This is a genomic window from Prevotella vespertina (genome assembly GCF_009728485.1).
Lineage (GTDB): Bacteria > Bacteroidota > Bacteroidia > Bacteroidales > Bacteroidaceae > Prevotella > Prevotella vespertina.
This window is the reverse complement of record NZ_VVIQ01000009.1, coordinates 84,766-99,657: the sequence shown is the minus strand read 5'-3', so window position 1 is coordinate 99,657 and position 14,892 is coordinate 84,766. Positions and strand designations below refer to the sequence as shown.

17 protein-coding genes are annotated in these 14,892 nt (G+C 43.3%); 9 read left to right on the top strand and 8 right to left on the bottom strand.

Features of this window, described 5'->3' with window-relative positions; genetic code table 11:
• Positions 1–30 precede the first annotated feature (30 nt).
• On the top strand, positions 31–345 hold the full coding sequence (gene trxA, locus F0475_RS09000; protein WP_009435672.1) for a thioredoxin: 315 nt from the start codon (positions 31–33) through the stop codon (positions 343–345).
• 467 nt (positions 346–812) lie between these two features.
• Here trxA and F0475_RS08995 read toward each other — a convergent pair whose 3' ends face one another.
• The 4 genes from F0475_RS08995 to F0475_RS08980 all read right to left on the bottom strand — a co-directional run bounded on the left by F0475_RS08995 (position 813) and on the right by F0475_RS08980 (position 4,996).
• The gene (locus F0475_RS08995; protein WP_155716356.1) at positions 813–2,909 is read right to left on the bottom strand and encodes a protein-disulfide reductase DsbD family protein; all 2,097 of its coding nucleotides are present in this window, start codon (positions 2,907–2,909) and stop codon (positions 813–815) included.
• Between the two features lie 190 nt (positions 2,910–3,099).
• Entirely contained in the window at positions 3,100–3,810 is a 711-nt protein-coding gene (gene pyrH / locus F0475_RS08990) for a UMP kinase (protein WP_004383793.1), read from the bottom strand.
• A 12-nt stretch (positions 3,811–3,822) separates the two neighbouring features.
• On the bottom strand, positions 3,823–4,614 hold the full coding sequence (locus F0475_RS08985; RefSeq protein WP_155716355.1) for a biotin--[acetyl-CoA-carboxylase] ligase: 792 nt from the start codon (positions 4,612–4,614) through the stop codon (positions 3,823–3,825).
• A 16-nt stretch (positions 4,615–4,630) separates the two neighbouring features.
• Positions 4,631–4,996, bottom strand: a complete 366-nt coding sequence (locus tag F0475_RS08980; protein WP_155716354.1) for a YraN family protein — start codon at positions 4,994–4,996, stop codon at positions 4,631–4,633.
• An 82-nt stretch (positions 4,997–5,078) separates the two neighbouring features.
• Between F0475_RS08980 and F0475_RS08975 the strand changes: the two genes are divergently transcribed.
• The 4 genes from F0475_RS08975 to F0475_RS08960 all read left to right on the top strand — a co-directional run bounded on the left by F0475_RS08975 (position 5,079) and on the right by F0475_RS08960 (position 6,957).
• Entirely contained in the window at positions 5,079–5,531 is a 453-nt protein-coding gene (locus F0475_RS08975; RefSeq protein WP_155716353.1) for a nucleoside deaminase, read from the top strand.
• Positions 5,532–5,648: 117 nt separating this feature from the next.
• Positions 5,649–6,098: a DUF6249 domain-containing protein gene (locus F0475_RS08970; RefSeq protein WP_155716352.1), complete on the top strand. Its 450-nt coding sequence runs from the start codon at positions 5,649–5,651 to the stop codon at positions 6,096–6,098.
• A gap of 6 nt (positions 6,099–6,104) precedes the next feature.
• The gene (locus F0475_RS08965; RefSeq protein WP_155716351.1) at positions 6,105–6,596 is read left to right on the top strand and encodes an RNA polymerase sigma factor; all 492 of its coding nucleotides are present in this window, start codon (positions 6,105–6,107) and stop codon (positions 6,594–6,596) included.
• Entirely contained in the window at positions 6,583–6,957 is a 375-nt protein-coding gene (locus F0475_RS08960) for a PTS cellobiose transporter subunit IIC (RefSeq protein ID WP_155716350.1), read from the top strand. Before F0475_RS08965 ends, F0475_RS08960 begins: the two co-directional genes overlap by 14 nt.
• Positions 6,958–7,034: 77 nt before the next feature.
• Here the strand turns inward: F0475_RS08960 and F0475_RS08955 are convergent, their stop codons facing one another.
• Together F0475_RS08955 and rsmI are read right to left on the bottom strand one after the other, a co-directional pair.
• Complete coding sequence (locus F0475_RS08955) at positions 7,035–7,949, bottom strand: Cbp1 family collagen-binding glycoprotein adhesin (protein ID WP_155716349.1); 915 nt, start codon at positions 7,947–7,949, stop codon at positions 7,035–7,037.
• Positions 7,950–7,953: 4 nt separating this feature from the next.
• Positions 7,954–8,670 carry a 16S rRNA (cytidine(1402)-2'-O)-methyltransferase gene (gene rsmI / locus F0475_RS08950; RefSeq protein ID WP_155716348.1) on the bottom strand — a complete coding sequence of 239 codons (717 nt, stop codon included), beginning with the start codon at positions 8,668–8,670 and terminating at the stop codon, positions 7,954–7,956.
• A gap of 265 nt (positions 8,671–8,935) precedes the next feature.
• Here rsmI and F0475_RS08945 point away from each other — a divergent pair, with 265 nt between their 5' ends.
• Together F0475_RS08945 and F0475_RS08940 are read left to right on the top strand one after the other, a co-directional pair.
• Entirely contained in the window at positions 8,936–9,538 is a 603-nt protein-coding gene (locus tag F0475_RS08945; RefSeq protein ID WP_155716347.1) for a thymidine kinase, read from the top strand.
• A 1-nt stretch (position 9,539) separates the two neighbouring features.
• Positions 9,540–10,667: an AI-2E family transporter gene (locus tag F0475_RS08940; RefSeq protein WP_009435668.1), complete on the top strand. Its 1,128-nt coding sequence runs from the start codon at positions 9,540–9,542 to the stop codon at positions 10,665–10,667.
• 224 nt (positions 10,668–10,891) lie between these two features.
• Here F0475_RS08940 and F0475_RS08935 read toward each other — a convergent pair whose 3' ends face one another.
• Together F0475_RS08935 and F0475_RS08930 are read right to left on the bottom strand one after the other, a co-directional pair.
• Complete coding sequence (locus F0475_RS08935; RefSeq protein WP_155716346.1) at positions 10,892–11,029, bottom strand: hypothetical protein; 138 nt, start codon at positions 11,027–11,029, stop codon at positions 10,892–10,894.
• A gap of 372 nt (positions 11,030–11,401) precedes the next feature.
• The gene (locus F0475_RS08930) at positions 11,402–12,364 is read right to left on the bottom strand and encodes a type I phosphomannose isomerase catalytic subunit (RefSeq protein WP_155716345.1); all 963 of its coding nucleotides are present in this window, start codon (positions 12,362–12,364) and stop codon (positions 11,402–11,404) included.
• A 293-nt stretch (positions 12,365–12,657) separates the two neighbouring features.
• On the opposite strand from F0475_RS08930, the gene metF reads away from it, so the two are divergent.
• Both metF and F0475_RS08920 read left to right on the top strand, forming a co-directional pair.
• Positions 12,658–13,632 carry a methylenetetrahydrofolate reductase [NAD(P)H] gene (gene metF, locus F0475_RS08925; RefSeq protein ID WP_155716344.1) on the top strand — a complete coding sequence of 325 codons (975 nt, stop codon included), beginning with the start codon at positions 12,658–12,660 and terminating at the stop codon, positions 13,630–13,632.
• A gap of 47 nt (positions 13,633–13,679) precedes the next feature.
• Positions 13,680–14,819, top strand: coding sequence for a DNA polymerase III subunit (locus F0475_RS08920; RefSeq protein WP_155716343.1), 1,140 nt, complete (start codon positions 13,680–13,682; stop codon positions 14,817–14,819).
• Positions 14,820–14,892: the final 73 nt, after the last annotated feature.

Genomic DNA, 14,892 nt, shown 5'->3' with positions numbered 1-14,892 from the left:
AAACAGTATAATTATAAAAAACAAAAAGACATGGAAGTAAAAATCACTACCGAGAACTTAGAGACTTATAAGAATGGTGACTTACCATTAGTAGTTGACCTGTGGGCAACATGGTGTGGCCCTTGCAAGATGGTCGGTCCTATCATCTCTGAACTCGCTGAGGAATATGATGGAAAGATCGTTGTTGGTAAGTGTGATGTTGAGGAAAACGATGATGTAGCTATCGATTTCGGTGTGCGCAACATTCCTACAATCCTCTTCTTCAAGAATGGTGAGTTAGTAGATAAGTTCGTGGGTGCTGCGTCAAAGGCTGTGCTTGACGAGAAATTCAAAGCATTGCTATAAACGTCTAACGATACAGCAATCATAAAAGTAAGCCATATTAGGTGGTCGCACAAAGACTCCTTAATATGGCTTCTTTCGTACTTTCCTCTTCCGTTGCTCTCTTCTTCAAGAAACGGAAGTTCCCACAGCTAGACGATGGATAAGCGAGGGGCTATATCACCTAGCGAACAACAAGCAATGATAATAGAGGACTTTTGTGACACATATATGCGCCGTAAAATGACACATACGTATTACGCACTTGACTCGTATGTGCTACGCACTTGACTCGTATGTGTCACGTGGATTGACACATACGTGTTATTTCGCTGACACATACGTGTCATTTTGAGGCATACGCAGATGCTATTAGAAACGATAATGGTGTGACGGCAAATTGCCATCACACCATTATTATTATCTTATCTCACCTACCAGTACGATTGAAACTAATTGGTAGGGATTAAGCGTAAGTCTTATTAAGCTGATTACTTACCAGCCTTGTAGTTTTCAAGCCCCTTATCCAGGAAGTCAAGATAGGCTTTCACGTCCTCTTTGAAGCTGAAGCTACCATTGAGAGGCTTACCAGCATTATCCAATGGCACATAGAAGGGCTGTGCGAGATAACCGAACTTCGTTTCCTCAAGATAGCTCCACTTGTCGCCCACAGTGCGCAGAGTGCGGGTAGTACCATCAGGACGTTTCACCTCTACAGGCTGTTTCAACGGAGTCTTATCATCTACATAGAGCGAGATGAGCACATAATCCTTCATGAGCTTATCAGCTACACGGGAGTCTGTCCATACCGATGCCTCCATCTTACGACAGTTAACACATCCGAAGCCAGTAAAGTCTATCAAGACTGGTTTCCCAGCTGCTGCAGCTGCGCGCATGCCTTCTTCATAATCGGTATATTGTGCATGTACGGTTTGTGGAGCTAGATTGAAATCCTGCGTATTGATAGGTGGTGCAAAAGCACTAACCGCCTTACAAGGTGCGCCCCAAAGCCCTGGAACCATATAAATGGAGAATGCTAATGAGCAAAGACCTAGCATAATGGCTGGTACGGGCATTGCCTTCTGATCAGAATCATCGTGTGGGAACTTGAGTTTTCCTATGAGATAGAGACCGAGCAACCCGAAGAGCGCAATCCAAATAGATAGGAATGTCTCACGATCTAGGATATGCCATCCGTATGCGAGGTCGGCTACTGATAGGAACTTCAGCGAGAATGCCAATTCAATGAAGCCTAACACAACCTTAATCATATTCATCCATGAACCTGATTTAGGTGCTTGCTTCAACCAAGAGGGGAAGAGGGCGAAGAGCGTGAAAGGCAAGGCTAACGCCAAAGCGAAACCAAACATTCCCACTGCTGGAGCTACCCAGTCACCACTTGTGGCTGCCTGAACAAGCAAAAGTCCCACAACAGGTGCTGTACAAGAGAAACTTACCAGTGACAAGGTGAACGCCATAAGGAAGATTGAAAGCAAGCCCGTGGTTGCTGCCGCTTTGTTATCTACTGCATTGCCCCACGATGATGGCAATCGGAGTTCGAACCAACCAAAGAAACTAAAGGCGAATACTAACAGCAGAAGGAAGAAGAAGATATTGAACGGAGCATTGGTTGCTAGCTCATTCAACTTCTGTGGTCCGAATGCAGCTGTTACTATTGACGCTAAGCCAAGATAGATTACTATAATTGAGATACCGTATGTTATGGCATCACGAATACCCTTCTTGCGGTCGTCCTTCGCACGCTTTAGGAAGAAACTAACGGTCATTGGTATGATTGGCCACACGCAAGGGGTGAGCAGAGCGACGAGTCCTCCTATGATACCCATGAAGAAGATGTACCAAAGAGAGTTGCTCTTGTTATTTTGCGCATTATTGAATGCCGCCAACTCCTTTACTACAGGCGTCCACAAATCAGCGTCTGGCGTACTCTGAACAGCCGTTTGAGCCGTTGCAGTAGTTGAGTCCATCTTAGCCGTGGTAGCCTCTTTTGCCGTATCAGCAGTCATTGCAGCTAGTGCAGATAAACCATCAGCTGCTACTGGAGTAGCAGCTGACGCAGTATTATCGGTGGTAGTTGATGTACTTGCTGGCGTCGCAGCGGGAGCTTCAGCAGGGCCGTTCCCCTTATAATTGAACTCCACTTGCATTGGAGGCATACACATCTCATCGTTACAAGTACCATACTCTAAGTAACCTTTGATCGTGTATGTCTTTGCCGTGATCTTATAACGTTGAATAAAGCTAACACTATTCTCAAAATAGCGGAGCTTCATTTCGAAAGCCTTGTCAAAGACATTCAATTCCTTACCACGTGCAGTGAGCTTACCAACGGGTGTCACACCCTCAGCTTTCTCTATATGCAAAGTAGTAGACGTAGGCCCATCTGCAGGTAAGTTAGTCGAATAGACATGCCAGCCCGCATCTATCTTTGCAGAGAAGATGAGGTCTACCTCTGTTGGAGACACTTGTTTCTGTTGCACAGTAAAGTGTGCTGGCTTCTGTTGTGCGAAAGCTGTAATGCTAACGAACAGCATGAAGATAAACAGTAATGTATTTCTCTTGTTCATTGATTTGTACGATTAAAAATTCGCTTGCAAAGGTAAACAATAAATTCTATATATCGTTGAATTATTTACAGATTATAGGTTCATAAGCCCAAAATCACTAAGCAGCAAGAGTGCCATAAGCAACTTATCGAAGCATAGACACTCCATAGCTGTCTTTATTTTATCACTTTAATTACCTTCAAGATATAGCTTAATTGTGAACCAATGTACCTATATCTTCGCCGTCCATCACCTTCTTGAGGTTGCCAACAACATCCATGTTGAAGACGTAGATAGGTAGGTCATTCTCCTTACACATCGTCGTTGCTGTAAGATCCATAACCTTCAAGCCCTTGTTGTAAATCTCATCATAGGTAATTTCAGAGTACTTCTGCGCTGTTGGGTCTTTCTCTGGATCAGCTGTGTAAACGCCATCTACACGTGTACCCTTTAGCATTACGTCGGCTTCTATCTCGATACCACGGAGGCTAGAACCTGTATCCGTTGTGAAGTAAGGGCAGCCTGTTCCAGCAGAGAAAATACATACATAGCCTGCCTCCATAGCCTCAATAGCCTTCCACTTACTATAGAACTCACCTATTGGTTCCATACGGATTGCTGTCAAAACTTTGGCTTTTGCACCGATTGCCTCAAGTGCAGAAGAGAGCGCAAGGGAGTTAATTACAGTGGCACACATACCCATCTGGTCGCCTTTCACACGGTCGAAACCTTTCTGACTACCGCTTAATCCACGGAAGATATTACCTCCACCGATGACGATACCTATCTGCACGCCCATGTCATGCACCTCCTTTATCTGCTTCGCATAGTCACTTAAGCGTTCTGGATCTATGCCGAATCCCTGCTTACCCATAAGGCTCTCACCAGAGAGCTTCAATAGTATACGTTTGAATCTTGCCATTTATGTATCTTATTAAACAATAAATTCTACTTCTTTAAACTGGTATTCACGAATCATTCCACTGCGGTCTCTTAGGATGAGATGTCCATCGTCTTCTACCTCAACGATGGCTCCCTCAAACTCGCCATCTATGTCGCGGTAACGATGAAAGCCTCCCTTACGGTACAGAGCTTCGTGATACATTGCACTAATATCATTGTATCCGCCTAGTTCTAACAGGTGATAACACTCTTGGAACTTAGCAATTATCTGCTTGAGGAGTTCTTCCTTATCTACTTCATGCCCTAAGACCTGGCAGAGAGAGACGGGATTAGGAGCATTACTAACGAATGTGGATTGGTTAACATTGAGCCCTACACCAAAGATGCAATCCTTTATATGTCCGCCACTAAGTTTGGTCTCAATCAGAGTTCCACTCAGTTTCTTATCCTTCCAATAGATGTCATTCGGCCACTTGAGGCGTATGTCATCCGCAACATAGCTTGATAAGGCTTCTTTCAAAGCTAAAGCTCCTGCCTCAGAGAGCAAGAATTGACTGCGGACAGGCAGCATTGTAGGATGCACAAGGATGGAGAATAATAGGTTCTTACCGCTTTCGCTCTCCCAAGTATTAGTTCCTTGCCCCCGCCCAGTGGTCTGATGTTCTGCCACCACAACAGTCATTGGCTCGTCTTCCGCAGGTGTATAGTTACGTAAGAACTTGTTTGTACTATCCACTTCTGGTAATCGAATGACCTTTACTTCTTGCTTCTTTTCTACGACTGAAGACTTGAAAAGACCTAATACTGCATCTATAATTTTCATGAATGATAGCTATCTATTATATAAAAGGTAGAAAGGCATCCTTCACATGGCGTACTTCGTGCTTATCATCAGGGCATCCAACGATGGTGATAATATCGAATCGTATCTCCAAACTTATATTATATCTCTTGACGTAAGCATTAGCTGCAAGAGACAAGGAGCGCACCTTCTGTGGTGTTACAGCTGCATCGGCATTGGTAAAGCGTTCGTCCTTTCGTGTCTTCACCTCCACTATCACCAACGCTCCAGCGTCCATTGCAACAATATCTAAGTCACGGTGTTGATACATCCAATTACGATGTAAGATGGTATAACCTTGCTGTTGAAGATAGTTAGCAGCAACTTCTTCGCCCCATTTACCTAGATCATTATGGTATGCCATGCGCCTTTCTCACATTATTATTTGCACCACAAAGATAGGACAAAGTTTTGTATAATCAAAATAAAACACGTATTTTTGTGGCATGAGTACCGATGAGCAAATAAAGAAAGACATGTATTTTATGCAGCGCGCAATCGATGAAGCGAAGGCTGCATACCGTGAAGGTGAGATTCCAATAGGGGCTGTCGTAGTATGTCGAGATCGTATCATAGCTCGTGCCCACAATCTCACTGAAACCTTAAATGACGTTACCGCCCATGCAGAAATGCAAGCCATCACGATTGCGGAGAGCGAGTTAGGAGGTAAGTACTTACAAGATTGCACGCTATATGTTACTGTTGAGCCCTGCATCATGTGTGCAGGAGCAATCGGATGGGCGCAACTTCAACGCATTGTATATGGGTGCCCTGACATAAAGCGAGGCTATCATGAATACGCTCCTAAGGCGTTCCACCCCAAGGCAAATGTAACCTCTGGCGTCATGGAAGAGGAGTGTAAGGCTCTTATGCAACGTTTCTTCCAAGAGAGAAGATAGCCTTTCATGATAAAAAACTTAATAATCAACGTCACCTTTTACACCTAACTCTCGTTATACATACGAATCGGTTCAATATTCACAACCAATGTATAACAAATTAAAAAGTATAAAGTTATGAATCCAATAACACTTGGCGCACTCACATCAATCATCGTTCCTTTAGGAGTTGTAGTAGTTCTTCCTATTGTTATCGCCTACATTGCCTATAAAAAGAAGCAGCATGATACAAACAAAAGAACTGAGATTATCATGGCTGCAATAGAGAAGAACAGCGATATTGACGTACAAGAGTTCCTAAGCAAACTTAATCCTCCACAGAAGACATACAAAGAGAGGATGCTTGATAAGCTACATCAAGAAATCTTATGGGGTACCATTTGTTTAATCGGAGGGGCTGTCTGTATTATAGCAACAGTCACAACGAGCTTCATCAACGGGTATCAAGGAATGGATATCGGTTTCCTTGCGATCTTTGGAATAGTTCCTTTAGCAACTGGGATTGGTCTGTTAGTAGCTTACAAAAGCGGTAAGAAGTCACTTAATCAGGTTTCAGAGAGCGAATAAGAGCGTATGACCAGGAATCAATTCGTCAATCAAGTCAATCAGGAACAGGCTCATCTACGTCGGTTCCTGATGGCTTTGTGCTGCGGAAACAGCACTGAAGCTGACGATATTGCACAAGAGACTCTTATCAAGGCTTACCTCCGCAGTGAGCAATATGATGAACGTGGACAGTTCTCGGCATGGTTATTAAAGATTGCATACCATATCTTTATTGATGCTAAACGTAAACAGAAAGAGCAAAGTAAACTATCTTTAGAGAAAGTGTTTGCGCTTCAAGGGACAGCAAACGCAGATGATTGCTTCCGTTATCAAGCGCTTCATGCGGCATTAGCCACACTCTCTGAAACGATAAGAACCAGTATTCTCCTTTATTATATGCAAGGATATCAAATCAAAGAGATTGCAGAGATAACCGATAACAGTGAGGATGCGATTAAGAAACAACTATCCCGAGGACGGGAACAACTAAAACGCTTATTGAAAGATGGACGAAGATAAATACTTAAAAGACCTGCTGACTGATTATCAGCCAAAGCTCACCGACGATGCAGCCTTCATGCAAAGACTACACCGCCAGATGGCTCTTATTGATGAGGTAAAGGCTTATCAACGTGAGGAGAAACATAAGAACAAAAGGTTCTCCATCATCATGCTGGCTATTGGAATCCTATTAGGAAGTTTTGTCACTATTGCGAGCTTCACCCTACCCGACCTAACAGAATCACTTAAGCAAGGTTCTAATTCGGAGTTTATCATAGTCCATCTCAACAACATTAAATACATTAGTTTAGCCATTGGTTCCACCTTTATCATGTTGAGTCTGCTACTTACTTCAAAGCTGGCAGACTTCAATAATTGACCCTAAAACCATCTAACGCATACAAAGAAGAGGCACTCTCATCACGAGAATGCCTCTTCCTTATTATATATATAAGGTTACTTAACCTGAATAACCAAGTATTTACTTGTACTCCAGAAAGTCTGTGGGTCCGTAATACGAAGTACATACTGACCATTTGTGTCAGCTGATAAGCTGTAGCTACTGCTTGGGTGCGCTGTTAACAGTCGTGCGCTCTTACTATAAAGTTTGATTTCCTTGGTAATGCGGATATCTATCTTCGTGAAGTAGCTCTTGTTGAAAGCGCCCTGCAAGACCCTGTCTCCATCAAGAATGCGCTGTCCCTTCAATTCGCTCTTAGTACCGAATACATACCAACCAGTATTCAACTGCTTATCTTGCGTATTGATAGTTTCAGTCTTCTGATTGCTTTCGTTCTGCAGATTCTCTTTCTCCGTCGTTAGGTTCTCCTTCTCTGTTGTAAGGTTCTCCTTGTCTGTCTTGAGGTTTTCTACATCTGTATTCAAACCCGTGATCGTCTCATCAAGCTCCTTAATATGGATATTCTTTGATTCTAACTCACTGCGCAAGCGTTTCAATTCACCCTCTTTACGAACCAACTGATTGGTTAGCTGCGTAAGAGTCTTCTTCATTGCATCACCCTTGAAACCTGTCTCGCGCAACTGTTGTTGCAGTTTCTTTATAAGTTCACGATTCTCTTTCATACGTTGAGCAATGAACTGTACGTTCTCTTTCACCTGCTCGTTTTTATCTTCACTCTCGCTATCCTTAGTAATAGTCACACGATTCTCTGCCTCATTGATATCGGCAAATCCTTGTTGAATATCATTGAGTGTCCCCATCATGTCATTAATCTCGTTGTCACGAGCATCAATAATTGCACGTAAGGAATCGTTCTGTATCTGTGCTGGATTAAATGCTGTTTTCTTGTCTTGATTGCAGGATGCCAGTGCAAGAACTCCACATACTGCCACTACTAAAAGTTTCTTCATAACATTACTCTTTAATATTATTTCGCGCCTTCTTAGTCGAAGACTTAACCTTCTCTTTACCGGCAACCACTATCACAAACTCGCCTCTTGGCTCTGTTTTCTCAAAGTGGTTGATGACCTCGGCAAGCGTTCCACGAACACTTTCCTCATGTACCTTCGATATTTCACGACAACAACTTACTTGTCGATCAGCACCGAACACCTCCGCAAACTGGCTCAATGTCTTCACTACCCTATAAGGTGATTCATAGAAAATCATTGTTCGCGTCTCATCAGCTAAGCTCTCCAAATGTGTTTTACGACCTTTCTTTTGTGGTAAGAAGCCTTCGAAACAGAATCGATCACAGGGCAGTCCGCTAGAGACGAGGGCTGGTACAAAAGCCGTTGCACCCGGTAAGGTCTGTACTGTAATACCACTTGCTGCAGCCTCACGAGCTAAGAAGAATCCTGGATCACTTATACCAGGAGTGCCTGCATCAGATATGAGTGCGATGGTTTCACCAGCCTTCAATCGATTGACGATACCTGCTGATGTACTATGTTCATTAAACTTATGATGTGATAGAAGACGGTTCTTTATCTCGAAATGCTTCAATAAGATGCCCGAAGTTCGGGTATCTTCACATAAGACTAAGTCGGCTTCCTTCAATATTCGGATTGCACGGAGCGTCATATCCTCCATGTTTCCAACTGGTGTAGGTACGAGGTATAATGTTCCCATTGTTGCTTGCAAATGTAAAGCAAAAGCACTGAAGGGCAAAATAAATTAGCTTTTTTTACATAACGAATAGAGGAGTTAAGGAGCCTGTTAGACTATAGATGAGTTAAAGGAAAGGAGCATAAGAGTTAAAAGGAGGTTGCTGGTGGGAGTTAAAGAAGCACCCCAACCAGCACTATAGTCTTTAACTTCTTTAACTCCCTCACCTCCTTTAACTCTAAGGAAAGTATCCTCTAACTCCAAGAAAATACTTATCTTTGCAGCAATTATGGTAACAATTAATAATCTTAATGGTGAAAGGTGTCGTAAAGGACGCATAGAGGTAATATGCGGAAGTATGTTCTCTGGTAAGACAGAAGAGCTTATCCGCCGTATGAGACGTGCTCAGTTCGCTAAGCAGAGGGTAGAGATCTTCAAGCCATCGATAGATACTCGCTACTCTGAAGAGGATGTTGTCAGCCACGACCAGAACTCTATCCATTCCACAGCTATCGACTCCTCGGGTAACATCTTATTGTTAGCTTCAGATATAGATGTCGTGGGAATTGATGAAGCGCAGTTCTTAGATGAAGGGCTCGTTGACGTTTGCAACCAACTAGCTAATAATGGTATTAGAGTCATCATAGCTGGTCTTGACATGGATTATAAAGGCATTCCTTTCGGCCCAATGCCAGCCCTCTGTGCCATAGCTGATGATGTAACAAAGGTACACGCCATCTGTGTTAAGTGTGGAGCCTTGGCCTATGTCAGTCACCGACTCACTGCAGATACACGTAGGGTTATGCTTGGCGAACAACAAGAGTACGAACCCTTATGCCGCGATTGTTACCAGAAAAGTATAAAAGACGAGCTTTCTTTAAAAGATAAATAATATGCCTCAGACGATAACATTTGATAAATTCATACGCTGGTCACTAACGGCTCTTGCCGTGGTCGCAGTTTTCTTAATCATAAAAGGGCTTTCGAGTGTATTGCTACCATTCTTCATTGCATGGTTATTAGCTTATCTCCTCTATCCGATTGTGAAGTTCGTACAATACAAGTTACACGTTCCAGGGCGTGCACTCAGTATCATCGTTGCAATGACATTTGTTACTGCCATTATCGCAGGAGTGTTCTACTTCATCGTCCCACCAATGATTGGTCAGATAGACAGACTTATGACTATCTCTAATAGATACTTACATGAGACCGCCCATACGAACAACATCTCGGCTATGATACAGCAATGGGTTACGGAGAACCAACATGAGATAGAACGATTCTTAAAGAGCCCCGATTTCACTAATGCGATTAAGAATATCATGCCTAAACTGTTCTCTGTTATAGGACAGACAGCTAGCATCGTGCTATCCATCATAGCGTCATGTATCACCTTACTCTATATGTTCTTTATCTTGCTGGATTACGAGACGCTCACCTCCAATTGGATAAGAATCTTCCCCAAGAAAGCGCGCCCTTTCTGGCGTGGACTAGAGCAAGATGTGGAACGAGAACTCAATAACTACGTGCGTGGGCAGGGACTTGTATCACTCTGCATGGCGGTTCTCTTCTGCATAGGATTTACCATCATCGACTTCCCTATGGCTATTGGTTTGGGCATCCTGATAGGTATTCTCAACCTTATTCCGTATCTCCACACCTTCGCTCTCATCCCAACTGCCTTCCTAGCATTGCTTAAAGCGGCTGATACGGGGCAGAATTTCTGGATCATCTTTGGCTCGGCTTTGGCAGTATTCGCCATCGTTCAAGCACTTATGGATATGGTGATTACACCGAAGATAATGGGTAAAGCCATGGGACTTAACCCTGCCATCCTCCTCCTATCACTCTCTGTTTGGGGTGCCTTGTTAGGCTTTATCGGTCTTATAATCGCTCTTCCACTCACCACACTCATCATTGCTTATTGGCAAAGATACGTCACGAAGGAGCATCAAGATGAGGAGTTAAAGGAAGTGATGGACGTTATTGAGAAGGGAAATAAGCCCAAAGAATCATAAGATATAGGTTTCCCTACACCCCCACCCCGCCTCCACAAAGAATAGGAGTGGGCAACGGAAGTCAATTAGCATACAACCTACTGATTTAAACAAGACGCTCTCTTTCATTCAAAGAGGGCGTCTTGTCGCATGAAAGAAAGCCTCTCTTCACTTGCAAGAGAGGCTTTCCTTATTTCCACCTAATGGATAGCTCTTCACGAGAAACGCTATAACGAAGCCTTACCCTAGCCGTCCACTTCACTCCATGTCGTATGGTTCGTTATACTGACTAATAGCTCTCCGCATCCGTTCTCATACGTTACCTCTTCCTTTCCCATGCGTCTTGCGTCTTTGTGACCCGTATCTTTTCTTAGTTTCACCATGGTGAAACGAGTGTCTCATCATGATGAAACCAGTGTCTCTTCATGATGAAACTTGTGTCTCATCACGATGAAACTAACGTTACAAGCGTGTGTAAAGGATGCGCAACACGCTACACGGAATGCGCTCAAACGTATCTAAAAGATGGGAATAAGCCTATCTAAAGAATGGGAATACTACTAGTTGAGAAAGCACATAGGGTGAGATAATGGAAAAACTAGGCTGTCTTTCCCTTCATTATACCCCTAATCTAATGATAAGAACTGGTAACTTCTGATCAAAAAAAACGCCTAATATCACTCATGCACGTCATGCGTACAAGTGATATTAGGCGTCGTTACTCTTGTAAAACAAGTCCTATTGGAGCGCAAAAGTTACACGTAAGACTCCAAGAACTTGATGGTTCCAGACACTTTAACAGTAGTTGCTGTTGCAGGAATAAGCACACTCTCGCCAGCACGGAACGACAAGCTATTGCCTTCCGCATCTGTTATCTCGCCCTCACCCTTCAGTCCGACAAAGATCACAAAAGAGTCTAATTCGCTATAATCCATCGTCATAGGCTCTGTAAGATCATATACCGAGGTGGTGAAATAAGGACAACTAACGAGTTCCACTGGCTCATTCTGGCGTGGTTCGTATTGTGTCTTATAGTCAGGATAGACCGTATAATCAATACACTCAGCAGCCTCCTTAGTGTGTAACTGGCGATAATTGCCGTTCTTGTCTTGGCGTTTAAAGTCGTAAATGCGGTAAGTTACATCGCTAGTCTCCTGTATCTCTGCTAAGAAACAGCCTGTTCCGATAGAGTGGATACGCCCTGCAGGGAGGAAGAATACGTCGCCCTCTTTCACTGGATATTCTGCCAAAGCATTGGTAATGGTGTCATCTTCCACCATTGCTTTGTACTCCTCAGGTGTTATCTGTTGCTTTAATCCACTGCGTAAAGAGGCATTCTCATCACTTTCCATTACGTACCACATCTCCGTCTTACCACGACCTAAACCCTTAGCCTGCGCTTGTTCGTCAGTAGGATGAACCTGAATGGAGAGTTGCGCACGTGCATCAATAAATTTCACAAGCAATGGGAACTCATTACCGAAACGTGCATAATTATCTTTACCGACGAGCTTCTCTTTCAGAGTATCAACCAAGTCGTTTAACTTCCAACCCTTGTATTTACCATTAGAGACGATACTCTCGTTGTCTTTCACGCCTGATACTTCCCAGCTCTCACCCACTTGTTGCTCATCAGAAGATAGGTGCTTGAAAGGGATAATCTTCTCTCCTCCCCAGATGGTAGACTTTAGGAGGGGATTAAACTTAAACATTTCCATACGTTATTATTGCTTATTTTAGTTGTTTTGTTATATGCTTATGAGGCAAAGTCATGTATTTGCTTATGCCTGCAAAGGTACACTTTATTCTCTACATGACCAAAGAATCAAAGTGAAGAGACGATATCTATTGCACTGCACACATGATGATTTAGGTTTGAAGAAGCCTACTTACAACCCCTTTTCACTGCCTTTTCTATGTCATCTGCATTATGACTAATTATATAACCAACATGAACATGTACTCTTAATAACACTCTTTTCTCACTTTTATTTGCTAACTTTGTAGCCAAATGCACAATCAATTCATAGATATAGAACAACTACTTAGGGATCAATCGGGTGAGAAGCATTTCTCATTTGAGGTTCTTCCCCCATTGAAGGGGAATGGTACAGAATCCTTATTCAGTAATATTGCGAAGCTAAAAGAGTTCAATCCGAGCTTTATAAACATAACGACTCACCATAGTGAATACGTATATCACGAGCGTGAAGATGGCTTAATAGAACGTCAACGCATACGTCGAAGACCAGGAACAGTGGCTATTGCTGCTGCTATTCAGCAACGATACGAAATCCCAGTGATACCTCATGTCATCTGTTCGGGGGCTACCAAGGAGGATATTGAGTATGAGTTGCTCGACTTGCAGTTCTTAGGTGTCAACCACTTATTGCTCTTGCGAGGTGATAAAGCACGTGAGGACCGAATGTTCACACCAACGGAAAACGGGCATAGTCACACAACGGAGCTGATAGAACAGGTCAACCTATTCAACAAAGGAGTATTCATTGATGGTTCAGAGATGAAGAATCCAGGTGCACCTTTTACTTACGGCGTAGCTTGCTACCCTGAGAAACATGAGGAGGCACCTAATATTGAAGAGGATTTAAGATACTTGAAACAGAAACAGGAGTTAGGTGCTACGTTTGCTGTCACGCAATTATTCTATGATAACAAGAAGTTCTTTGATTTCGTAGAGCGCGCTAGAAGCATTGGTATTACCATCCCCATCGTGCCAGGAATCAAGCCTTTTGCAAAGCTATCACAGCTTACAATGGTTCCAAAGACGTTCCATTGTGATATCCCAGAAGAGCTTGCTAGTCTTGCAAAAGAATGTAAGACGGACGAAGAGGCACGTCAGCTCGGTATAGAATGGGCTACTCAACAGGTGAAGGAACTCTATGCGCATGGTTTCAATAACGTACACTTCTATACGGTATCAGCCGTAAAGAGTGTGCATGAAGTGGTCAGCCGACTCTTGAAATAAAGCTTATCTCAATAACAGAACATCAAGCAACTAAAGATAAAGAGAGGATGAACTTTTCTGATGTAATAGGTCAAGAGGCTACGAAACAACGCCTCCTACAGATGATAAAAGAGGATCGAGTGCCCCATGCAATGCTCTTCTGTGGTCCAAAAGGAGTAGGGAAAATGGCGCTCGCAATGGCTTTTGCCAACTATCTCCTTGCTGGCGAAGAGGTCGATAACACTGCCTCTCCACTCATCTCAAACGCTATTGCCATGCTTCGGAAGTGGGAACATCCTGATTTACACTTCTCTTTTCCAACCATAAAGTTGCCCAGTATGAGTGGAGACCACCAACCCGTAAGCGCTGACTTCGCAAAGGAATGGCACGAACTCATCATGCGTGGAGCCTATTTCACTATGGCTCAATGGATGAAACAGATGGGTGCTACAACGCAGCAGGCGATTATTACAGGTGCTGAGAGCGATGAGTTATCACGTGTTCTAGCCTTAAAATCAAGTCAAGGAGGCTATAAGGTGTCCATCATCTGGCGTCCGGAACGTATGAATCTCACATCTGCCAACAAACTACTAAAGCTCTTGGAGGAGCCACCGCAGGGCACTATCTTCCTCATAGTATGCGAGGAACCAGAGAAGTTACTAGAGACTATTATCAGTAGAACACAGCGAATTGATGTGAAGCGCATTGATGACAATGCCATAGAACAGGCTCTTATCCATAAAAGGGGGATAGAACCTGATGCTGCACAACGCATTGCACATATCGCACATGGCAGTTGGCTCAAAGCCTTAGAGACCCTCGATACGAGCAACGAGAACCGTGAGTTCCTCAATATGTTCCAAATGCTTATGCGCTTATGTTACCTTCGTAACGTCAAAGACCTCAAGCGCTGGAGTGAAGTAGGTGCTGGTTATGGTCGTGAGAAGGAGCGTCGTATGCTCGTTTACTTCCAACAGCAAGTGCGAGAAAACTTCATCTTCAACTTCAGAAACGCTGAACTTAACTATATGACAATCGAAGAGGAGAACTTCGCCAAGAACTTTGCTCGTTTCATCAATGAGGCAAATGTGATAGAAATTAACGAACTCTTCGAACGTGCCAATCGTGATATTGGTCAGAACGCAAACGCTAAGGTAGTCTTTTATGATGTTGCTCTAAAGCTCATTGTATTGCTGCTCAAGAAGTGAGAAAACCCACCAACAAAAGAGATACAATCAACAATATATATAGGCAGAAATGCCAAAAAGAAAACAAATAGAT